The organism is Variovorax raffinosi, from assembly GCF_051216615.1.
Taxonomy (GTDB): Bacteria; Pseudomonadota; Gammaproteobacteria; order Burkholderiales; family Burkholderiaceae_C; genus Variovorax.
This window is the reverse complement of record NZ_JBPJZR010000005.1, coordinates 309,338-331,218: the sequence shown is the minus strand read 5'-3', so window position 1 is coordinate 331,218 and position 21,881 is coordinate 309,338. Positions and strand designations below refer to the sequence as shown.

Sequence of the window (21,881 nt, the reverse complement as noted above, 5' to 3'; positions counted from 1 at the left end):
GTCCGCTGCATGCGGCTTAGCGCTTTTTGCGAAAAGCCGCCCAGGCTGCCACGGCAGTGAAAGTTGCCACGATCGCCACCACGATCCAGAAGCCGTGCTTGTGGTCCGCCAGCGGAATGCCGCCCACGTTCATGCCGAACAGGCCGGCCAGGATGTTGATGGGCAGCGCCAGCACCGTGACCACCGTCAGCACGAACAGGCTGCGGTTGTTGTCCTCGTTGACGTTGGCTGCTATTTCTTCCTGCAGCAGCTTGATGCGCTCCTGCAGTGCCTGCATGTCGCGCAGCACCACCGAGAACTCTTCCGTCGAGCCGCGCAGTTCCTGCACGTCGGGCTCGGCCATCCACGCGGGCGGACCTTGCAGCAGGCGAAAGAGGGCGGCGGGTTCCGGCGCCAGCAGCCGCTGCAGCCGCACCAGCAATCGCCGCAGCACGCCCAGCCGCGCGCGCTTGTGGTCGAGGCGACCCGCCAGCAACTCGTCTTCGATGCGGTCGATGCGGGAGGTGACGCCGCGCACGATCTTCACCAGCACATCGGCCTGCGCGCGCAGCAGGTGTTCGAGCAGCTCGGTGCTCGAGCGCGGCGCGTCGCCCGCCTTCACCGCCGTGCGCAGCGCATCGACCGAACGCAGCGGCTTGGTGCGCGCCGTGACCACGAGGCGCGGGCCCACGCTGATCCACAAGGTGGAGATGTCCGACGGCTCGAAGCTGAACTCGAAGTGCACGTCGTTGATGACGGCGATCAGCGAATCATCGGCGCGCTCGATGCGCGTGGAGGGCAGTCCCTCGTGCAGCGTCTCGTAGAAGGTATCCGACAGGTTCGCGTGCCGCACGAGCCAGCGCTCCGCATGCGCATGGCTCAGGTTGAAGTGCAGCCAGACATAGGCCGGGTTCTCGCCCTCGTCGTCATCGCTGCTGCTGCGCCGCTCGGCCAGCCATGCCGCGGCCTGCGCGGAGTCGATGGCCCGCGCGGGCTCCGGCGCCGAGGCGTCGAACAGGTAACCGGAAATCAGTCCGGCTTCGTCGCCGCCATAAGACTGGGCCGCGAGGTCATGAAATGCCGACAAGGTGCGTGATCAAAAAAAACAGGTCAGAAGAAACGGGTCAGAAGAAACGGGTCAGAAGAAACGGGTCAGAAGAAACGGGTCAGAAGAAACGGGTCAGAGGAAACGGGTCAGAACAGGCGGCTGAACAGCCAGTAGAGCGAACCCGACAGCAGCATCGCCACCGGCAGCGTGAGCACCCAGGCCAGCGCGAGGTTGCGCAGCGTGGACATCTGCAGGCCCGAGCCGCTGGCCGTCATCGTGCCGGCAACGCCGGACGACAGCACGTGCGTGGTCGACACCGGCAGGCCGTACATGTCGGCCGCGCCGATGGTGAGCATCGCCACCACCTCGGCCGATGCGCCCTGCGCGTAGCTCAGGTGCGTCTTGCCGATCTTCTCGCCCACCGTGACCACGATGCGCTTCCAGCCGATCATCGTGCCCAGGCCGAGCGCGATGGCGACCGCGATCTTGACCCACAGCGGAATGAAGCGCGTCGCCGTGTCCAGCTCTTCGCGGAAGGCGCCGACGCGCAGCTTGGTTTCGTCGTCGAACTTCGCGGCGCCGCTCTTGTCGAGGTGGCGGATGGCTTCGGAAGCCAGGTACATGTCATTGCGCACGTTGGCGACGGACTCGGCCGGCACGGCGGCCAGCGAGCCGTGCTGCTTGACCTGCTGGCCGATGCTGCCCGCGGTGGCAGCCAGTGCCGGCACGACCGACGGATTGAACTCGCGGGTGCGCACATAGGTGGAGAGTGCATCGCGCGCGGCCGCCGGTTGCAGCGCGGGCAGCGAGGTCGGCACGTTGCGGTTCAGCGCGTTCTGCGCCATCTCGGCCACGGCCACGAACTTGATCGATTCGTTGGCGGGCATCGCGCGGTTCAGCGCATAGGCCATCGGCACCGTGCCCACCAGGATCAGCATGATCAGGCCCATGCCCTTTTGCCCGTCGTTGGAGCCGTGCGCGAACGACACGCCGGTGCAGGTCAGGATCAGCAGGCCGCGAATCCACAGCGGCGGCGGCTCGCTGCCCTTGGGCTCTTCATACAGTGCGCGGTTCTTCACGAAGGCGCGCAGCGCCAGCAGCAGCAGGGCGGCGCAGCCGAAGCCGACCATCGGCGACAGCAGCAGCGAATAACCCACCTTGGTGGCCTGCGCCCAGTCGACACCGCTGGTGCCGTCGCGCCCGTGCATCAACGCATTGGCCACGCCCACGCCGATGATCGAGCCGATCAGCGTGTGCGAAGAAGAAGCCGGCAACCCGAGCCACCACGTGCCCAGGTTCCAGATGATGGCGGCGATCAGCAGCGCGAACACCATCGCGAAGCCCGCGCCCGAACCCACCTGCAGGATCAGTTCGACCGGCAGCAGCGCGATGATGCCGAAGGCCACCGCGCCGCTGGACACGAGCACGCCCAGGAAGTTGAAGAAGCCCGACCACACGACCGCGAAGTTGGGCGGCAGCGAGTGGGTATAGATGACGGTGGCCACGGCGTTGGCCGTGTCATGGAAGCCGTTGACGAACTCGAAGCCCAGCGCAATCAGCAGCGCCACGCCCAGAAGAATGTAGGGAACCCAGGTCGTGACCGGCGCACCCGAGGCGGTGACGTCGCCCACGAGGCTCCAGGCGGTGAACAGAAGGCCTGCGGCCAGCAGGCCCACGAAGGTGATCAGCGTGATCGGGCCGGGCTTGGCATCGAGCTTGGGCCGGTGCGCGGCGGCGGGCGCCGGCGGTATCTCGGCGTGGGGAGCGGCGAGCGTGTTCATGGGCGCGTTTTTCGTGTTGGAGTGGCTGCAGATGGTGTTCGCGGCATATGACAAAGCCGTGTCGAAGGCCGGAAACCGTGTGTAAAGCGTCACGCGGCAGACATATGCGGCGGGCAGCATGCCCTTTCCCGACCCCCACCACCTCCTTCCTTTCCATCATGCTGACGAGCGCACTTCCAGACCACGAAGACCTGATGCAACGCATCGCCCGCGACCTGATCGACAGCTACGACGAAGAGCTCGAGCTGGAGATCGAGGACCGCAACATCGACGGGCTCGACCCCGCCGCCCCCACCTCCGCCGACAAGGCGGCCCGCCAGGCCTACTTCAAGGAGCTGTTCCGCCTGCAGGGCGAACTGGTCAAGCTGCAGGACTGGGTGCAGCACAGCAAGCAGAAGGTGGTCATTCTTTTCGAGGGCCGTGATGCGGCGGGCAAGGGCGGCGTCATCAAGCGCATCACGCAGCGGCTGAACCCGCGCGTGGCCCGCGTGGCCGCGCTGCCTGCGCCCAACGACCGCGAGCGCACGCAGTGGTACTTCCAGCGCTATGCAGCGCACCTGCCCGCCGCTGGTGAAATGGTGCTGTTCGACCGCAGTTGGTACAACCGCGCCGGCGTCGAGCGCGTCATGGGTTTCTGCAGCGACGACGAGTACGAGGAGTTCTTCCGCACCGTGCCCGAGTTCGAGAAGATGCTGGTGCGCTCGGGCATCAAGCTCATCAAGTACTGGTTCTCCATCACCGACGACGAGCAGCACATGCGCTTTCTCGGCCGCATCCACGATCCGCTCAAGCAGTGGAAGCTGAGTCCGATGGACCTGGAAAGCCGCCGCCGCTGGGAGGAATACACCAAGGCGAAAGAGACCATGCTGGAGCGCACCCACATCCCCGAAGCACCGTGGTGGGTGGTGCAGGCGGTCGACAAGAAGAAGGCGCGCCTCAATTGCATCAGCCACCTGCTGGGCCAACTGCCCTATCAGGAAGTGCCGCATCCAACGGTCGAGTTGCCGTCGCGCGTGCGGCATGACGACTACCTGCGCCAACCCGTGCCGGTCAACATGATCGTGCCGGAGATCTACTGACGGTTCGCGGCCGTTTGGCCGCCCGGCGCTTTGCCTGCACACTGCGCCATGGCCCGTCGTTCCACCGCTTCCGTCTTTGCCCGCGCTTACGAGCGCAACCTGAAGGCGCTCACCAAACTCACGCTGAGCAGCAGCAAGCGCGTGGCGGGGCAGGTCCAGCGCGCGGCCGCCAAGCGGATGAAACCGCCGCCCGGCAAGGGCGACTGGCTCAGCGGCATGGCGATGGGGGCGGGCGGTGCGCGGGGCTATCACCTGTTTCGTCCGGCCGACCTGAACCTGCAGCCCGGCGAGAAGCTGCCGCTCATGGTCATGCTGCATGGCTGCGGCCAGACCGGGCGCGACTTCGCGGCCAGCACGCGCATGAACGCGCTGGCGGTGCGCCAGCGCTTCCTGGTGCTCTACCCTGAACAGGACCGGCTGGCCCATCCGCAAGGCTGCTGGAACTGGTACGAGCGCCGCTCAGGCAAGGCCGATGCCGAGGCCGCCACGCTGATGGCCGCCGTCGATCAGGCCTGCATGCTGTATCCGGTCGACCGCGATCGCGTGGCAGTCGCGGGCCTGTCGGCTGGCGCCAGCATGGCGGCCCTGCTGGCCACGCGCTACCCGAACCGCTTTCGCGCGGTCGTCATGCATTCGGGCGTGGCGCCGGGCGCTGCGAAGTCATCGGCCACCGCGCTCGGCGCCATGCGCGGCCAGAACGTGCCGCCGATGCCCGTCACCGCCGTCGGCAAGGCCATGGGTGCCGCGGCCGTCTTCACGACCCTGCCGCCGATGCTGGTGCTGCATGGCGATGCCGACGCCGTGGTGGCGCCCAGCAATGCCGCCAGCAGTGCGGCCGTGTGGGCCACGGCCATGGGCGCGCGGCCGGGGCTGTCGCGCGACACACAGCGCGGCAAGCGCCGTGCGATGCGCGTGACCGACTTCAAGCGCAAGGGGCGCACGGTCGTCATGCTGTGCGAGATCGCGGGCCTGGGGCATTCATGGAGCGGTGGCGCGGCGCGGCTGATGTTCAGCGACCCGTCCGGGCCGGATGCCACGCGCATGACCTGGGCCTTTGCGTCCGCGCAGTTCAAGCACGCGGCCAAAGCGACCAGGGACTGAGAAAGAAGCAGCCCGCTACCCGGCTACCGTTTCGCGGGCGGCCGCGCGCCATGCACCGGGCGCCATGCCTTTCTCGCGCTTGAAGGCCTTGCTGAAAGCGGCCTCCGATTCGTAGCCCACCGCGCCGGCAATCGTGCCCACGGCGGCGTGGCCCTGGCCCAGCATGTTGCCGGCCTTGAACATGCGCCACTGCGTGAGGTATTCCAGCGGCGCCTGTCCCACGCGCTCGCGAAAGCGCTGCGCGAAGGCCGAGCGCGACAGGCTCGCGGCAGCGGCCAGCGATTCGACCGTCCAGTCGTGCGCCATGTCCTTGTGCATGGCGCGCAGGGCCGGGCCGATGCGCGCGTCGGCCAGCGCGGCCAGCCAGCCCGTCTGCGATTCGCCGTGGGCCGCGACATGGGCGCGCACCGCCTGCACGAACACGATGTCGGCCAGCCGGCTCACGAGCAGGCCGGAGCCCAGGCCCGGCTCGCCGGTTTCCATCGCCAGCAGTTGCAGCGTGCCCTGCAGCGCGAGCGCGCGGGCCTGTTCCATCTTCACGTGCAGCAGCACCGGCAGCAGGTCGAGCAGCGGCCGCGCGGCGCGCTGGTCGAAGTGGAACCAGCCGCAGATCACCGAGGCCGCCGTGCCCGTGCCACCCAGTTCCACGAGGCCGCCGATGCGGTCGCGCACGACCGAAGCGCAGCTCACCGTGGGCGTGTTCGGATGGTCGCGCAGCACATAAGGCGTGCCGTGCGCCAGCACATAGCAGTCGCCCGCGGCCAGCGCCACGGGCTGGTCCACGCCCTCGACTTCGAGCAGGCAGCCGCCGCGCACCACGAGGCCGAAGCGCGCGCTTTCTCCGCCGGCCAGGCTCACCCCCCAGGGTGCGCCGGCTTCGAGGCGGGCATACAGCGCGCTGCGCACGCGCATGGCGGCGAAAACGTCGTCGAGTGGGTCCATGAAGGCTCCTGAGGCGGTGGACGAATGGACAAGATTGTCGGCTTTCCAGGCATTCACTGTCCATCGCTGGCGGCAGAAACTGCAGGCTCACTCTTTCACCGCACAGGAGCAGACCCCATGAACACCATCACCAACACCACCACCTTTGCCGAACTCGCAGACCGCTACGTCGCCGTCTGGAACGAAACCGATGCCGCCGCGCGCCGCGACGCCATCGCTCGCCTCTGGGTGCCTGAAGGCGAGCACTACGTGCGCATGCTGCAGGCCAAGGGCTACGAGGCGCTGATGCAGCGCGTTACCAGCTCGCACGAGAAGAACGTGCGCGACGCCGGCTTTCGCTTCATCGCCACGGGCGACGCCCAGGCGCTGCACAACGGCGTGATGTTCCATTGGCAGATGGTGCCGGCCGCCGGTGGCCCCGTGGCCGCGCTCGGGCTGGAGTTTCTGGTTCTGTCGGAGGACGGCCGCATCGCCACCGACTACCAGTTCATCCTGCCCACGCCCGCCGTCTGAATGCTTCAACGACGTCCGGCCATGACCTCCGGGGTAATTGCCGCGATGCGCCCGCAACCCAACACTCGAGCCCCTCATGACGCAATCCAACATTGCGGCTTCGGCCGCATCGCTTTCTTCCCCAGGCCGCAAGGGCGCGAGCGCGACGGCGCCCGGACGGCTCGGCCTGTGGGTCATGCTCAGCGGCACCTTCCTGGTGGTGCTGGACTTCTTCATCGTCAACGTCGCGCTGCCCTCGATGCAGCATGAACTGCAGGCCGGGACCGCGACCTTGCAGCTCGTGGTGGCCGGCTACGGCCTGGCCACCGCCGCCGGCCTGATCACCGGCGGCCGGCTCGGCGACATGTTCGGCCGCCGCCGCATGTTCATGTTGGGCTTGCTGCTGTTCACGCTGGCGTCGGCCGCCTGCGGCTTTGCACCGAATGCCGAACTGCTGGTGGCGGCCCGCGTGCTGCAGGGCCTGGCCGGCGCGCTGCTGCAACCGCAGGTGCTGGCGATGATCGGCCTGGCCTACACAGGCGAAGACCGCGTGCGTGCCTTCGCGGCCTACGGCCTCACGCTGGGGCTCGGCGCCACGCTGGGGCAGCTCGTGGGAGGCCTGCTGATCCATGCGGATCTGGCGGGGCTCGGCTGGCGCAGTTGCTTTCTCATCAACGTGCCCATCGGCCTGCTGGCGCTGGTGCTCGCACCGCGCGTGATTCCGCCGCTGGCGAACGGCGGCAACAGCAAGCTCGACCTGATCGGCATGCTGCTCGTGGCTGCCGGATCGGTCGCGGTGGTGCTGCCGCTGGTGGAAGGCCGCCAGCAAGGCTGGCCGCTGTGGAGCTGGCTGTGCCTTGCCGCCGCGCTGCCCCTGCTGGCCGCGTTCGCCTTCCAGCAGCGCCGGCTCGCCGCGCGCGGCGGTGCGCCGCTGGTGGCGCCTGCCTTGCTGGCGAACGGCCGCTTCGTGATGGGGCTGCTGACCACGCTGGCCTTCTACGTGGGCAACGCCTCGCTGTACTTCGTGCTGGCCCTCTATCTGCAGCAAGGGCTGGCGCTGGACCCGATGACCTCGGGCATCGTCTTTACGTCACTGGCGGTCGGCTTCTTCGCCACCTCGATGGCCGGTGCGCGCATGGCACGCCGCTTCGGCGGCAAGCCGCCCATCGCGCTCGGCGCCCTGGTGCTGGCGGCGGGCCATGCGCTGCAGTTTGTCAACGTGGCTGGCTGGGCGGGGCACACGCACGTGGTCGCGTGGATGGTGCCGCTGCTCCTGTTGCAAGGCGCGGGGCTCGGCATGGTGATGGCGCCGCTGGTGTCGACCGTGCTGGCCGGCCTGCCGCCGCAGCACGCGGGCGTGGCTTCGGGTGTGCTGTCGATGGTGCAGCAGGGGAGCAATGCGCTGGGCGTCGCGCTGATCGGCATCCTGTTCTATGGGCGGCTGGGCGTCGCGACGGATGCGGCCGGCTATTCGGCCGCGTTCGGCGTGGCGCTGATCTACCTGATGGTGTCGGCGCTGGTGGTGGCGGTGCTGCACCGGCGAGGCAACCAGCAACCCTCCGCGCAAGGGTGAGCCGAGCGGTCGCCATGCCAAACTCCTGCCCGCATCACAGCAGGAGCGCAGGAGCGACATGGACACCGGACTGGAACAACTGAATCAGGCGCTGCGCGAGTTCGCCAAGGCCCGCGACTGGGAGCCCTTCCATTCGCCCAAGAACCTCGCATCGGCGCTCTCTGTGGAAGCGGCCGAGCTGCTGGAGCATTTCCAGTGGCTGACCGAGGCGCAGAGCCGGTCGCTCTCGCCCGAGAAGCGCGCCGAGGTCGGCACCGAGATCGCCGATGTCTTTCTCTACCTGCTGCAACTGGCCGACAAGCTAGGCATCGACCTCGTCGAAGCGGCAAAAAGCAAGATGCTCCAGAACGCGATCAAGTACCCGGTGCCGCCGCAGTCGCCGCTGGCCTGAGTACCTCCGTGTACGCCACCCGGCGTATTTCCCCTTCCTGGTGCATTCCGCAGACTCCTCTCCATCGCCAGCCGTGCGCTGTCGACAAGGTTCAACCCACCCGGAGCAGGAGTCCACATGCAACGTCGTTTCACACTCAAGGCGCTCACCGCCGCCGTCGCGCTGGCCAGCATTTCTGCTGCGCCTGCATTCGCTGCCGACACCATCAAGGTCGGCGTGCTGCACTCGCTGTCGGGCACGATGGCCATTTCGGAAACCGTGTTGAAAGACACGGTGCTGATGGCCATCGACGACATCAACAAGAAGGGCGGCGTGCTGGGCAAGCAGCTCGAACCCGTGGTGGTCGACCCGGCCTCCAACTGGCCGCTGTTCGCTGAAAAAACCAAGCAGCTGCTCGGCCAGGACAAGGTCTCGGTCATCTTCGGCTGCTGGACCTCTGTGTCGCGCAAGTCGGTGCTGCCGGTGGTCGAGGAAATGAACGGCCTGCTGTTCTACCCCGTGCAGTACGAGGGTGAAGAACTCTCGAAGAACGTGTTCTACACGGGTGCCGCGCCCAATCAGCAAGCCATTCCCGCAGTCGATTACCTGATGAGCAAGGAAGGCGGCGGTGCCAAGCGCTGGGTGCTGCTGGGCACCGACTACGTCTACCCCCGCACCACCAACAAGATCCTGCGCGCCTACCTCAAGAGCAAGGGCGTGGCCGACAAGGACATCGACGAGAAGTACACGCCCTTCGGCCACAGCGACTACCAGACCATCGTTGCCGACATCAAGAAGTTCTCGGCCGGTGGCAAGACGGCCGTGGTCTCGACCATCAACGGCGACTCCAACGTGCCCTTCTACAAGGAACTCGGCAACGCGGGCCTGAAGGCCAAGGACGTGCCGGTCGTCGCCTTCTCGGTCGGTGAAGAAGAACTGCGCGGCGTGGACACCAAGCCGCTGGTCGGCCACCTGGCCGCCTGGAACTACTTCATGAGCCTGAAGAACCCGACCAACACGGCGTTCATCAAGGAGTGGAGCGAGTACGCCAAGGCCAAGAAGATCCCCGGCCACATGGACAAGCCGCTGACCAACGACCCGATGGAAGCCACCTGGATCGGCATCCACATGTGGAAGCAGGCGGTCGAGAAGGCCAAGAGCACCGACACCGACAAGGTGATCGCAGCGATGGCCGGCCAGACCTTCACTGCCCCCTCGGGCATCGTCTCGAAGATGGACGAGAAGAACCACCACCTGCACAAGAGCGTGTTCATCGGCGAGATCAAGGCCGATGGGCAGTTCAACGTGGTGTGGAAGACGCCGGGCCCGGTGAAGGCCAAGCCCTGGAGCCCGTACATCGAAGGCAATGACAAGAAGCCGGATTACCCGGCTGGCAAGTCGATGTAACTCTTCGACAACTCCCTTGCCTTGCTCCCTCTCCCCTTGGGGAGAGGGCGGGGGTGAGGGCAACGGCGGTCGATCTGGCCGCCGTGTCTTTTGGAAGGCCGCCGGCCCTCACCCCAACCCTCTCCCCAAGGGGAGAGGGGGCAACACGAATTCATGATGCTTCGACGAACCCTTCACTGCGCAATCGCCGCCATGCTCCTCATGGCATCGGCCGCCCACGCGCTGACCGCCGACGAAGCGAAGGCCATCGCCTCCGGTGAATCCGAAGCCCGCATCGCCGCGCTCAACAAGGCCGTGCTCACGGCCGACGACAAGACCGCCGCCTTCATCCAGGCCATGTCCGACGACGCGGTCAAGTACACCGAAGACAAGGTCTTCGTGATGAAGGACGACAAAGGCTACGACCCCGTCACCGGCGCCGAGTTGAAGGTGCCAGACACCGCCGAAGACGTCGTCAACAACAACCTCATGCGCGGCGCGCTCGATGCCGCGCAAGCCGCGCTCAAGCTCACGAGCAAAGACGACACCGTGCGCGCCGAAGCCGCACAGGCGCTCTTCAAGGACCCCGACGAATCGCGCATTCCCATGGTCGAGAAGGCGCTGGCCGCCGAGACCAACCCCAAGATCAAGGCGCAGCTCGAACTCGTGCGCGCCGCCGGCATGCTCACCAGCGCCGACAAGGCCAAGCGCCTCGTGGCGGCCAAGGAGCTGGGCAACAACCGCAACCCCGACACCAAGCTGCTGCTCAACCAGCGCCTGGCCGACGAAACCGAAGCCGACGTCAAGGCTGCCATCGTCGCGTCCATCGCCAGCATCGACGGCTCGCTGGTCTGGGGCGACCGCATCAACGCCATCTTCAGCGGCATCAGCCTGGGCTCGGTGCTGCTGCTCGCCGCGCTGGGCCTGGCCATCACCTACGGCCTGATGGGCGTCATCAACATGGCGCACGGCGAGCTGATGATGATCGGCGCCTACGCCACCTACGTGATGCAGGGCATCTTCCAGAAGTACATGCCCGAGGCGGCCTTCGGCTGGTATCTGGTGGCTGCGATCCCCGTGTCCTTCCTCGCATCGGCGCTGGTGGGTGCGGTGCTGGAACGCGGCGTGATCCGCTTCCTGTACGGCCGCCCGCTCGAAACCCTGCTCGCCACCTGGGGCATCAGCCTGATGCTGCAGCAACTGGTGCGCACGCTGTTCGGCGCGCAGAACGTCGGCGTCGAAAACCCCGGCTGGATGAGCGGCGGCTTCACCATGCTGAGCAACGTCACGCTGCCGTGGAACCGCATCTGCATCATCATCTTCGCGGCGCTGGTGTTGCTGGCCATGGGCTGGCTCATCGGCAAGACGCGCCTGGGCCTCTTTGTGCGCGGCGTCACGCAGAACCGCCCGATCGCCTCGTGCATGGGCGTGAACACCGCGCGCATCGACACCTACGCCTTCGCGCTCGGCTCCGGCATCGCGGGCCTGGCCGGCTGCGCGCTGAGCCAGATCGGCAACGTCGGCCCTGACCTCGGCCAGAGCTACATCGTCGACAGCTTCATGGTGGTCGTGATGGGCGGCGTCGGCCAGCTCGCGGGCACCGTGTATGCGGCGCTGGGGCTGGGCATTCTCAACAAGTTCATCGAAGGCTGGGCGGGCGCGGTGCTCGCCAAGATCGCGGTGCTTGTCTTCATCATCATCTTCATCCAGAAGAGACCACAGGGCATCTTCGCGATGAAGGGCCGGAGCGCAGAGGCATGAGCAAGGTCACGTTACCAACCAAGGGGCCGCTGCTGAGCGGCAAGGGCTGGACGGCCTTTTTCATCGCGCTGATCGTGGTGTGTGCAGTCGCGCCCGTGCTCAACATGTGGGTGCCGGTAGACAGCCCGCTGCACATGAGCGACTACGCCGTGGCGCTGGTCGGCAAGATCATGTGCTACGCCATCTGCGCGCTGGCCATGGACCTGATCTGGGGCTACACCGGCATCCTTTCGCTGGGCCACGGCCTGTTCTTCGCGCTCGGCGGCTACATGATGGGCATGTACCTCATGCGCCAGATCGGCCGCGATGGCAACTACAAGAGCGACCTGCCCGACTTCATGGTGTTCCTCGACTGGAAGACGCTGCCCTGGCACTGGACCTTCAGCGACAGCTTCGTGATGACGCTGGTGCTGATCGTCGCGGTGCCCGGCTTCATCGCCTTCGTGTTCGGCTTCTTCGCCTTCCGCTCGCGCATCAAGGGCGTGTATTTCTCCATCATCACGCAGGCCATGACCTTCGCCGCGATGCTGCTGTTCTTTCGCAACGAGACGGGCTTCGGCGGCAACAACGGCTTTACCGACTTCAAGCGCATCCTGAACATTCCGATCGCCACGCAAGAAATGCGCATGACGCTGTTCGCGCTCACCGGCCTCACGCTGCTCGGCTTCTTCCTGTTCGCCAAGTGGCTCATCGGCAGCAAGTTCGGCCGCGTGCTGCAGGCCATTCGCGACGCCGAAACGCGCGTGATGTTCTCGGGCTACAACCCGCTGCCCTACAAGCTCACGATCTGGGTGATCTCGGCCGTGATGTGCGGCGTGGCCGGTGCGTTGTACGTGCCGCAGGTCGGCATCATCAACCCGGGCGAGATGAGCGCGGCCAACTCCATCGAGATCGCGATCTGGGCGGCGGTGGGCGGACGCGCCACGCTGATCGGTCCGATCATCGGCGCCTTCATCGTCAACGGCGCCAAGAGCTGGCTCACCGTGGCGTACCCCGAGTACTGGCTGTACTTTCTGGGTGCGTTGTTCATTGCTGTCACGCTGTTCCTGCCGAACGGCATCGTGGGGTTGGTGCGCAAATGGTTGTCGCGCGAGAAGAAGGCCACGCCCGCTGCTGAAGCGGTGCAGGAGGCACGACGCGCCGTGGCAACCGAGCAGGGCATGGAGCCGGATGCACTGGCCTCGTTGCCGGTGGATGCGAAGGGAGCCCGCGCATGACGCCCGACCTGATGGAAGCCGGCGCCGAGCGTGCGGCGCGCGCGAGCGGCCTTGTGCATGGCAGCGGCAACACCGAGTCCGGTGGCCGCGCTGCCGGCTTCGGCCGCGTCGCGACGCCGGGTGAGGTCGACATCACGCACGGCCGCATCCTGTACCTGGAAGACGTGAGCGTGAGCTTCGATGGCTTCAAGGCCATCAACAAGCTGTCGCTCGACATCGCGCCGGGCGAGCTGCGCTGCATCATCGGCCCGAACGGTGCGGGCAAGACGACGATGATGGACATCATCACCGGCAAGACGCGGCCCGATTCGGGCACCGTGTTCTTCGGCAGCACCATCGACCTGCTGCGCCATCGCGAGGCCGACATTGCGCAACTGGGCATCGGCCGCAAGTTCCAGAAGCCGACGGTGTTCGAGCACCTGACGGTGTTCGAGAACCTCGAACTCGCGCTCAAGACCAACAAGGGTGTGCGCGCGTCGATGCTGTTCAAGCTCGACTCGGCACAAAGCGACAGGCTGGCCGAAGTGCTGGAGACCATCCACCTGGCCGACAGCGTGTCGCGCCTTGCAGGCAACCTGAGCCACGGCCAGAAGCAGTGGCTCGAAATCGGAATGCTGCTGATGCAAGACCCGAAGCTGCTGCTGCTCGACGAGCCCGTGGCCGGCATGACCGATGAAGAAACAGCGCGCACGGCAGAGCTGTTCCTCACGCTCAAGGGCAAGCATTCGCTGATGGTGGTCGAGCACGACATGAGCTTCATCCGCACCATCTCCGAGATCGTCACCGTGCTGTGCGACGGCTCTGTGCTGGCACAGGGCACTTTGGACGAAGTGCAGGCCGACGAACGCGTGATCGAGGTCTATCTTGGACGCTGATTCTGTTCGGGGTGCGGCGATGGGGGTTGAGCCCTCGGGCGGCCGACGTCACCGGCCCTTCGGGCTCCCCTGCGCTGCTCACGACGGGCGGGGTCTCGCAGAACTCGCTTCGCTCAAACAGCTGCGAGCCCTGATCCGCCCGTCGCTCCGCTGCTCGGCGGTGCCTCAACGGCCACCCGAGGGCTCAACCCCCATCGCCTTGGTCAGCGCGGTTGTCGATTCCTCCACCGCAAAGTCCATGCCCCCGAATTGCTCCCTCTCCCTCTGGGAGAGGGCTGGGGTGAGGGCCGACAGCACCAACGTCACGACAAGCGCCCGGTACGCGGTACGGCGCAGTCAGCCCCTCTGGGCCGCCGAGGAGCGCAGCGTTTCGCGGATCAGGGCTCGCAGCTGTTTGAGCGAAGCGAGTTCTGCGAGACCCCGCGAGACGCGAGCACCGCAGGGAAGCCCGAAGGGCCGGCACAGCGGGGCTGACTGCGCCGTGCCGTGTACCGGGCGCTCCCCCCAAAGACAAAGGAAGGAGCCCAACAAATGCTGACAGTAAAAAACATCCACCAGTACTACGGCGGCTCTCACATCCTGCGAGACGTGAGCTTCGAGGCAACGCTGGGCAAGGTCACGGTACTGCTTGGCCGCAACGGCGTAGGCAAGACCACGCTGCTGAAATCACTGATGGGCCTCGTCCCCATCAAGAGTGGCAGCATAGAACTCGAAGGCAAGCCGATCCAGAAGGCCACCCCTTACGACAGGGCAAGAGCCGGCATAGGCTTCGTCCCGCAAGGCCGAGAGATCTTCGCAAGGCTCACAGTAGAAGAAAACCTGCGCATGGGCCTGGCCTACAAGAGCGGCAGCACGCCCATTCCCGCAGAGCTGTTCGAGCTGTTCCCTGTGCTCAAGCAGATGATCAACAGAAGAGGCGGTGACCTCTCCGGCGGCCAGCAACAGCAACTCGCCATCGCCCGCGCCCTCGCACCCAAGCCCAGACTCTTGATCCTCGACGAGCCCACAGAAGGCATCCAGCCCAGCATCATCAAGGACATCGGCCGTGTCATCCGCATGCTCGCCGACCGTGGCGACATGGCCATCGTGCTGTGCGAGCAGTACTACGATTTCGCGCAAGAACTGGCCGACGACTACCTCGTGATGGAGCGCGGCGAAGTCATCGCGCGCGGCCTCGGCAAGGACATGGAAGCGCAGGGCGTGCGCCAGCTCGTCGCCATCTGAACCCGCCGGGGAGGGCCAGCAAGGCGATACGGATACCGGGCCATCGGCATCTGCGTATAGGCGCGATTTCAGGGTTTACCCTAAAATCGCGCTTCTGCCCGTCGCCGCCGGGCACCCTCCCAGGAGCCTGGCCTTGAACGCCTCCCCACCCGCGCTGGACAGCGCGGACACCAACATTCCCCCTTCCCCGACTTCGCCTCCAAACTTCCTGCGGGCAGTGCTCGCGCTCGGCGTCGGCGGCTTTGCCATCGGCACCGGCGAGTTCGTCATCATGGGCCTGCTGCCCGAGGTCGCGAAGGACATCGACGTCAGCATCCCGCAGGCGGGCCACGTCATCAGCGCCTACGCGCTTGGCGTGGTCATCGGCGCACCCGTGCTCGCGGTGCTTGCGGCCGGCTGGGGCCGGCGCGCACTGCTGATTGCGCTCATGGCCGTGTTCGCCGCTGGCAACTTCGCCAGCGCGATGGCGCCGGGCTACCTGTCGCTCAACCTGCTGCGCTTTGCCACGGGCCTGCCGCACGGCACCTACTTCGGCGTTGCCGCGCTCGTGGCCGCTACGCTCGCGCCACCCGGGCGCCGCGCGCGCGCCGTGGGCCTCGTGATGCTGGGGCTCACCGGCGCCACGCTCGTCGGCGTGCCCATCGCCGCATGGCTCGGCCAGTTCTTCGGCTGGCGCGCGGCCTTCGTGTTCGTCGGCGTCATCGCGCTGATCGCCGTGGCACTACTGCGCCGCGACATCCCCGACATCGCCGCAGCACACGGCGCCAGCCCGTGGCGCGAACTCGGCGCGCTCAAGCGCAAGCAGGTGTGGTTCACGCTCGGCATCGGCGCCATCGGCTTCGGCGGCATGTTCGCCGTGTTCAGCTACATCAAGCCCACGCTCGTCGAAGTGGCCGGCCTGCCGATCGGTGGCGTGCCCCTGGTGCTTGCGCTGTTCGGCCTGGGCATGGTCATGGGCAACCTCGTCGGCGCGCGGCTGGCCGACAAGTCGCTGATGCGCACCATCGGCGGCCTGCTGGTCTATGCGGCGCTGGTGCTCGCCATGTTCACCTTCGCGGCCCACAACGTGGTGACGGCGGCCATCAACGTCTTCCTGATCGGCACCACCGTCGCCATCGGCCCGGCGCTGCAGATCCGCCTGATGGACGTGGCCGGCGACGCGCAGACGCTGGCGGCCGCGCTCAACCACTCGGCCTTCAACATGGCCAATGCGTTGGGCGCGTGGCTCGGCGGCGTGGCCATTGCGGCGGGCCTGGGCTGGACGTCGACCGGCTGGGTCGGTGCCTTGCTGGCACTGGCGGGCATGGGCGTGTTCGGCTGGGCGATCGCTAGCGCGCGCGCCGAGGCGAGGCGGCCGGGCACGGTGCCCTGCTGAGCGCTGCTCGCGTCGTGCTTCGCTAAGGGCGTGCGGTGGTCGGTGCGGTGCGCTCGCGCATCAGCGACGCAAAGTTCTGCAGCTCCGCCGCATTCAGGTCCGACACGGCCCAGGCCTGCATGCCGCCCTGGGTCCAATGGATGAGCTGGTAGCCCTGCCTTGTGGAGAACGCCGGTGCTGCCGGCTTCGCATCCGCTGCCGCTGGCCAGTAAAAAAGATTGATGACGTGCGGGCCTGATCGGTACACCAGCGCGGCCACGGTGCGCCCATCGAGATAGTCGAGCCGGCCGCCCGTCAGCGGAAAGCCATCGGCCACCAGATCGACCACGGGCGGCGAGAAATCGAGCTTGCCCGCAAACCACGGCTTCACCGTGTGCTGGTCGGACGAAGCCACATCGGCCAGATGCGAGGCCATCAACGAGCGCACATGGTTGCCCGTGACCGCCTCGGCCAGCGCGTCTTGCGGCGGCAACGGGCTCGCCAGCAGAACCAGCGCAAGGCCCCACGCCGTCGCAGCACCCGTGCCGAACCATGCCAGTCCCTTCCACCAATCGCGCTGCTTTCGCGTCGGCGCTTGTGGTGCAGCAGCCGCCTCGGCCCGCACCGACTGGCGGATGCGCTCCGCCAGCCCCTCGGGCGGCGCATGCCGCACCGCATGGCGACGGATCAGCGGCCCCAGTTCATCGTCAGAAACCTGCATGGTGTGTCCTTTCTCCAGCGTCGCCGGGGCGTTCCGCGCGCAGGCTGTCGCGCAACAAGGCCCGCGCCCGCGACAGGCGCGACATCACCGTGCCCAGCGGCACGCCCACGATGCGCGCGATGTCTTCGTAGCGCATCTCTTCCAGTTCGCGCAGCACGATGACTTCGCGGTACACCGGCGGCAATGCGTCGATGGCCGCGTTGACGCGCTCGCCCTGCGCGCGCTGCTCCCACAGCTGCGCCGGATCACCCGCATCCGCCGAAGCTGGCGCGGCCGCGGACTCGCTGTCGCGCAGCTCATCGAACTCCACCTGATCGGCCAGTTGCCGGTTCTGCCGCATCCAGTCGTAGCAGGCATTGCGCACGATGCCGAGCAGCCACGGCCGCGCGCTTTCGCCGCGCAGTCCTTCGAAGAAACGGAACGCGCGCAGGTACGCCTCCTGCACCGCGTCGTCGGCGAGCTGGTCGTCACGCAACAACCAGCGCGCAAGGTTCCACGCCGCATCGAGATGCGGCAGCGCGGCGGCTTCGAACTGGCGTGTGCGGTCGGTCAATGGGCTTCTTCTTCCTGCATGACGTGGCGGCCCGGCGTTTTATTCCCGACTTTTTTCAAAGACCTGTCGGGAATAAGAAAGGCACGCCATGCGTCATGCCCTGTGTCGATTCTGCTCTTCATCAGGAGTTCTTCACCATGACCGCCATTCCCCGATTCACCCGCTTCCTCATTGTTCTCGCGGCCCTTGCCGCCTCCGCCGCCACCGCTTCCGCAGCCGGTCCCAAGGCCTATGTAGGCAACTTCAAGGACAGCACGGTCAGCGTGATCGACACCGGCAGCGAAGCTGTCGTCGCCACCATCCCAGTCGCGGCAGGGCCGGACGGAATCGTCGTTTCCGCCAACGGCCGTGCCGTGTACGTCAGCGGCTCCAGCGCTTCGGCGGTGAGCGAGATCGATGCCGCCACCGACCGCATTGCGCGCAGCATCGACGTGGGCAAGGGGCCCCAAGGCCTGGCGCTGACGCCCGATGGCAAGTGGCTGCTGGTCGCGGTCAATGGCGACGACCGCATGGCCCTCGTCGACACGGCGACGCATGCCGTGAGCGCCACCGTGCCCGTGCCCAAGCCGCACACCATCGCCGTGCGGCCCGACGGCCGGCTGGCGTACGTCGCGTCGCAGGAGCCGGGGCACTTCGCGCTCGTGGTCGTCGACCTGGCGGCGCGCAAGGTGGTCACCGAGCTGCCGCTCGACAAGGCGCCGCGCGACCTGGAGTTCGGCCACGACGGCAAGGCGCTGTACCTCACGCTGGCGGGCGTGCCCGCCGTGCAGGTGCTCGATGCGGCGACCAACCAGTGGGGCGCGCCGATTCCCACGGGCGTCTCGCCGCACATCGCGCAACACTTCGCCGGCATGGCGAGCGGCGTGGTGGTGGTGCAGGGGCCCGGCGAGGTCATGCTGTTCGACCCGGCCGCGCGCACGGCGGTGCGCAGCATCGGCGTGGGCAAGCAGCCGCACTGGCTCGACCTGTCGGCCGATGGCAAGAAGCTGTGGGTGAGCAATGAAGGCTCCAACGATGTGAGCGTGGTCGATCTGGCCGGTGGCCCGATGCACACCGTGGCCGTGGGCAATGCGCCGCGCAAGATCGCTGTGCAGCGTGTCTCGACGACGGCAGCGGCAGCGGCGGGGGCCGCGCACGCCATGCATGCTGCCGGCTCCACGCATGCTGCCGGGGCCACGCAAGTGGTCGGAGCCACGCAAGTTGTCGACTCCACGCACGCCACTGGCTCCACGCAGGTGGCGATTCGCAACTTCGCCTTCGAGCCCGCGCAGATCACCGTCAAGGCCGGCCAGAGCGTCACATGGCAAAACGATGACGGCGCCCCGCACGGCCTGGTCTTCAAGGACGGCTCCACGGGTATCGACCTGATGCTGCCGGGCAAGTCTTTCGCGCGCAGCTTCGACAAGCCGGGCACCTACGACTACGCCTGCACGGTGCACCCTTACATGACGGCCCGCGTGACGGTCATTGCACCCTGACCGGCGCGGTTTCGGTGCGATGTCTATGATGGTTCGGCGAGCCGCGCGCGTGCACGGCCCATCCGCTTTCCAGGAGCCAACCCCATGAGCATTCCCACCACGCGGCTCGGCCGCACCGGCCTGACCGTGTCCCGCCTTGCCCTCGGCACCATGACCTTCGGCCTGCAGACCGACGAGACGGTGTCGCACCAGATCCTCGACAAGGCGGCCGACGCCGGCATCAACTTTCTCGACACCGCCGACGTGTACCCGCTGGGCGGCACCGTCGAGACCACCGGCCGCACCGAAGAGATCATCGGCAACTGGCTGCAAAAGCAGGGCCCGGTCGGCCGCCGCCGCTTTGTCGTCGCCACCAAGGCGGTCAACAAGGTCGGCCCCAACCCCTGGGACCAGGGCGCGTCGCGCAAGCATCTGCTCGATGCCATCGACCTTTCTCTCAAGAGGCTGAAGACCGATCACGTCGACCTGTACCAGTTGCACATGGACGACCGCGAGACGGCGCTCGAAGAAAGCCTGGAGGCGCTCGACATCATCGTGAGGTCGGGGCGTGCGCGCTACATCGGCGTGTCCAACTTCCTGGCGTACCGGCTGGCCCGCGCGCTCGGCAAGTCAGAGCTGCACAAGCTCACGCGTTATGTGTCGGTGCAGCCGCGCTACAGCCTGCTGTTCCGCGAGATCGAGCGCGAGCTGCTGCCGCTGGCGAGCGAAGAAGGCCTGGGCGTGATTCCCTACAACCCGCTGGCCGGCGGCCTGCTGACCGGCAAGTACAAGGCCGGCGCCAAGCCCGAGGACAACACGCGCTTCACGCTCGGCACGGCCGGCAACATGTACCAGGACCGCTATTGGAACGAGCGCAGCTTCAACACCGTGACGCAACTGCACAAGCTGGCCGATGAAGCTGGCGTGCCGCTGGCGACGCTGGCGGTGGCGTGGGTGATGGCCAATCCGCTGATCACCGCGCCGCTGCTGGGGGCGAGCCGGCCCGAGCAGCTCGATGCGACCATTGCGGCGGCGGAGTACACGATCGATCCGGCGCTGAAGCAGAAGCTGGATGAGCTGACCGCCGAGTACCGCAAGGGCGACGCGCCGCGCTGAGCGTGTCTTGGTCTTGCTCCTTCCCCCTTTGGGGGAAGGCTGGGATGGGGGCAGGCCTGGGAACAAGCGCCGCGCTTTTCTAGGCGCCGCCGTGCCCCCACCCCAACCCTCCCCCAGCGGGGGAGGGAGAAAAACCGAACCTGTCTTGCTCCTTCCCCTTCCGGGGGAAGGCTGGGATGGGGGCAGGCCTGGAAACAAGCGCCGAGCTTTTCCGGGCGCCGCTGTGCCCCCACCCCAACCCTCCCCCGGAAGGGGAGGGAGCAAAAAACCGGAGGGCGCAAAACCGAAACTGTCAGAACTGTCAGTTAGTCGACAGCGAGGGGTTTGAGCAGGGTTCCTAGAGTGGGCCCATCATGGTTCTCTCTTCCGCCAACCTCCCTTCGCGCAGGGCGCTCGCGCCGACAGCCATTGCGCTCGCCACCTTGCTCCTCGCGGGCTGCGCCGTCGGTCCCGACTACGTCCGGCCGCAGATGGACGTCCCGACCGCCTACAAGGAAACCGGCGGCCCCTGGAAGACCGCCACGCCGCAGGTCATCGACGCCGATCACCCGTGGTGGTCGGTCTATGGCGACAGCACGCTCAGCGCCTTGATCGTGCAGGCCAATGCAGCCAACCAGAACATCCGGCAGGCCGAGGCCCAGTACCGCGAGGCGCAGGCCATCACCGCGGCAGCGCGCGCCAACTTCTTTCCCTCCGTGGGCCTCAACGCCGGCGCAACGCGCGCTCAAGGCAACAGCACTGGCACCGTCAAGCTCGGCACCACCGACACCCTGGGCCTGAGCGCAAGCTGGGAGCCCGACCTGTGGGGCGCCGTGCGCCGTTCGGTCGAGGCCGGCACCGCCAGCCAGCAGGCCAGCGCCGACGACCTGGCCGGCGCCCGGCTCAGCATCCAGACCACGCTCGCACAAGACTACCTGCAGGTGCGCGTGATCGACCTGCAGCGCGACCTGTACGCCAGCACCACCGCCGCCTACGCCAAGGCGCTCGAACTCACGCAGCACCAGTACGCGGCCGGCACCGTGCTGCGCTCCGACGTGGCGCTGGCCGAGAGCCAGCTCAAGACCGCGCAGGCGCAGGCGGTGGACCTCGAAGCGCAGCGCAGCCTGCTCGAACATGCGATCGCGGTGCTGACCGGGCAGGCGCCCGCGTCGTTCTCGCTGCCGCCGCTGGACTCGGCCTCGGCCGCGCAGCCACCGACGGCCGAATCGCTGTCCTCGGCCGCAGCCCTGCATGTGCAACTGCCGGTCACGCCCACGGGCCTGCCTTCGGAGCTGCTTGAACGCCGCCCCGACATCGCGGGCGCCGAGCGCCGCGTGCAGGCCGCCAACGCCAACATCGGCGTGGCCAAGGCCGCGTACTTTCCGCAGATCGTGCTCAGCGCCACCGGCGGCTTCAGCGCCGGCAACCTGGCGTCGCTCTTCAACACGCCCAGCCGCGTGTGGTCGCTCGGCGCTGCGCTGGCGCAGACCGTGTTCGACGGTGGCCTGCGCAAGGCGCACAGCGACCAGGCCGTGGCCGCCTACGACGTGTCGGTCGCTCAATACAAGCAGACCGTGCTCGCGGGCTTCCAGCAGGTCGAGGACAACCTCGCCACGCTGCGCGTGCTCGACAGCGAATCCGGCCTGCAGGCCGACGCCGTGCGCGCCGCACAACTCGCCGAGCGCATGGCCCTGAGCCAGTACCGCGCCGGCACCGCCACCTACCTGAGCGTGGTGACCGCGCAGCAGCTTTCGCTCACCAACCAGCGCACGGCCGCGCAGGTGCTGGGCCGCCAGCTGGCCGCCAGCGTCGCGCTCATCGCGGCCACGGGCGGCGGCTGGACCGCTGCAGAAACGACTTCCGGGAATTGATG

General features: G+C 67.2%; 20 protein-coding genes. 14 read left to right on the top strand and 6 right to left on the bottom strand.

Annotated features, from left to right (window positions below; translation table 11 throughout):
* Positions 1-16: 16 nt before the first annotated feature.
* Both ACSFB7_RS18000 and ACSFB7_RS17995 read right to left on the bottom strand, forming a co-directional pair.
* On the bottom strand, positions 17-1,066 hold the full coding sequence (locus tag ACSFB7_RS18000; RefSeq protein WP_435472461.1) for a transporter: 1,050 nt from the start codon (positions 1,064-1,066) through the stop codon (positions 17-19).
* A gap of 107 nt (positions 1,067-1,173) precedes the next feature.
* Positions 1,174-2,808, bottom strand: a complete 1,635-nt coding sequence (locus ACSFB7_RS17995; protein ID WP_435472459.1) for an inorganic phosphate transporter — start codon at positions 2,806-2,808, stop codon at positions 1,174-1,176.
* Between the two features lie 158 nt (positions 2,809-2,966).
* Here ACSFB7_RS17995 and ppk2 point away from each other — a divergent pair, with 158 nt between their 5' ends.
* Positions 2,967-3,887 (top strand): polyphosphate kinase 2, encoded by a 921-nt coding sequence (gene ppk2, locus ACSFB7_RS17990; protein ID WP_435472457.1) that lies wholly within the window; start codon positions 2,967-2,969, stop codon positions 3,885-3,887.
* 48 nt (positions 3,888-3,935) lie between these two features.
* Positions 3,936-4,988 (top strand): extracellular catalytic domain type 1 short-chain-length polyhydroxyalkanoate depolymerase, encoded by a 1,053-nt coding sequence (locus ACSFB7_RS17985; protein WP_435472455.1) that lies wholly within the window; start codon positions 3,936-3,938, stop codon positions 4,986-4,988.
* Between the two features lie 15 nt (positions 4,989-5,003).
* Here ACSFB7_RS17985 and ACSFB7_RS17980 read toward each other — a convergent pair whose 3' ends face one another.
* Positions 5,004-5,930: an AraC family transcriptional regulator gene (locus ACSFB7_RS17980; protein ID WP_435472454.1), complete on the bottom strand. Its 927-nt coding sequence runs from the start codon at positions 5,928-5,930 to the stop codon at positions 5,004-5,006.
* A gap of 117 nt (positions 5,931-6,047) precedes the next feature.
* Here ACSFB7_RS17980 and ACSFB7_RS17975 point away from each other — a divergent pair, with 117 nt between their 5' ends.
* From ACSFB7_RS17975 to ACSFB7_RS17935, 9 genes are all read left to right on the top strand, one after another.
* A complete protein-coding gene (locus ACSFB7_RS17975; RefSeq protein ID WP_435472452.1) occupies positions 6,048-6,443 on the top strand; it encodes a nuclear transport factor 2 family protein in 396 nt (131 codons plus the stop codon).
* Between the two features lie 76 nt (positions 6,444-6,519).
* Complete coding sequence (locus ACSFB7_RS17970; RefSeq protein WP_435472450.1) at positions 6,520-7,995, top strand: MFS transporter; 1,476 nt, start codon at positions 6,520-6,522, stop codon at positions 7,993-7,995.
* Between the two features lie 58 nt (positions 7,996-8,053).
* Positions 8,054-8,386 carry a nucleotide pyrophosphohydrolase gene (locus ACSFB7_RS17965; RefSeq protein ID WP_435472448.1) on the top strand — a complete coding sequence of 111 codons (333 nt, stop codon included), beginning with the start codon at positions 8,054-8,056 and terminating at the stop codon, positions 8,384-8,386.
* 117 nt (positions 8,387-8,503) lie between these two features.
* Complete coding sequence (gene urtA / locus ACSFB7_RS17960; protein WP_093238358.1) at positions 8,504-9,772, top strand: urea ABC transporter substrate-binding protein; 1,269 nt, start codon at positions 8,504-8,506, stop codon at positions 9,770-9,772.
* 192 nt (positions 9,773-9,964) lie between these two features.
* Positions 9,965-11,512, top strand: coding sequence for an urea ABC transporter permease subunit UrtB (gene urtB / locus ACSFB7_RS17955; protein WP_435472446.1), 1,548 nt, complete (start codon positions 9,965-9,967; stop codon positions 11,510-11,512).
* The gene (gene urtC, locus ACSFB7_RS17950) at positions 11,509-12,729 is read left to right on the top strand and encodes an urea ABC transporter permease subunit UrtC (RefSeq protein WP_435472444.1); all 1,221 of its coding nucleotides are present in this window, start codon (positions 11,509-11,511) and stop codon (positions 12,727-12,729) included. Before urtB ends, urtC begins: the two co-directional genes overlap by 4 nt.
* Positions 12,726-13,604 (top strand): urea ABC transporter ATP-binding protein UrtD, encoded by an 879-nt coding sequence (urtD, locus tag ACSFB7_RS17945; protein WP_435472442.1) that lies wholly within the window; start codon positions 12,726-12,728, stop codon positions 13,602-13,604. Before urtC ends, urtD begins: the two co-directional genes overlap by 4 nt.
* Before the next feature lie 531 nt (positions 13,605-14,135).
* Complete coding sequence (gene urtE / locus ACSFB7_RS17940) at positions 14,136-14,828, top strand: urea ABC transporter ATP-binding subunit UrtE (RefSeq protein ID WP_435472440.1); 693 nt, start codon at positions 14,136-14,138, stop codon at positions 14,826-14,828.
* A gap of 133 nt (positions 14,829-14,961) precedes the next feature.
* Positions 14,962-16,203, top strand: a complete 1,242-nt coding sequence (locus tag ACSFB7_RS17935) for an MFS transporter (protein ID WP_435472438.1) — start codon at positions 14,962-14,964, stop codon at positions 16,201-16,203.
* Positions 16,204-16,225: 22 nt separating this feature from the next.
* Here the strand turns inward: ACSFB7_RS17935 and ACSFB7_RS17930 are convergent, their stop codons facing one another.
* Genes ACSFB7_RS17930 through ACSFB7_RS17920 form a run of 3 tightly spaced genes read right to left on the bottom strand, consistent with a single transcriptional unit; the run spans position 16,226 to position 17,578 of the window.
* Positions 16,226-16,903, bottom strand: coding sequence for an anti-sigma factor family protein (locus ACSFB7_RS17930; protein ID WP_435472436.1), 678 nt, complete (start codon positions 16,901-16,903; stop codon positions 16,226-16,228).
* Positions 16,890-17,456 (bottom strand): sigma-70 family RNA polymerase sigma factor, encoded by a 567-nt coding sequence (locus tag ACSFB7_RS17925; protein ID WP_435472434.1) that lies wholly within the window; start codon positions 17,454-17,456, stop codon positions 16,890-16,892. The genes ACSFB7_RS17930 and ACSFB7_RS17925 overlap by 14 nt, the downstream gene beginning before the upstream one ends.
* On the bottom strand, positions 17,453-17,578 hold the full coding sequence (locus ACSFB7_RS17920; protein WP_435472432.1) for a hypothetical protein: 126 nt from the start codon (positions 17,576-17,578) through the stop codon (positions 17,453-17,455). Before ACSFB7_RS17920 ends, ACSFB7_RS17925 begins: the two co-directional genes overlap by 4 nt.
* A gap of 15 nt (positions 17,579-17,593) precedes the next feature.
* Here ACSFB7_RS17920 and ACSFB7_RS17915 point away from each other — a divergent pair, with 15 nt between their 5' ends.
* The 3 genes from ACSFB7_RS17915 (at position 17,594) to ACSFB7_RS17905 (ending at position 21,879) form a co-directional block, all read left to right on the top strand.
* Complete coding sequence (locus ACSFB7_RS17915; protein ID WP_435472430.1) at positions 17,594-18,934, top strand: YVTN family beta-propeller repeat protein; 1,341 nt, start codon at positions 17,594-17,596, stop codon at positions 18,932-18,934.
* Between the two features lie 84 nt (positions 18,935-19,018).
* Positions 19,019-20,029: an aldo/keto reductase gene (locus ACSFB7_RS17910; RefSeq protein WP_435472428.1), complete on the top strand. Its 1,011-nt coding sequence runs from the start codon at positions 19,019-19,021 to the stop codon at positions 20,027-20,029.
* A gap of 353 nt (positions 20,030-20,382) precedes the next feature.
* Positions 20,383-21,879: an efflux transporter outer membrane subunit gene (locus ACSFB7_RS17905; RefSeq protein ID WP_435472426.1), complete on the top strand. Its 1,497-nt coding sequence runs from the start codon at positions 20,383-20,385 to the stop codon at positions 21,877-21,879.
* The last annotated feature ends 2 nt before the right edge of the window (positions 21,880-21,881 follow it).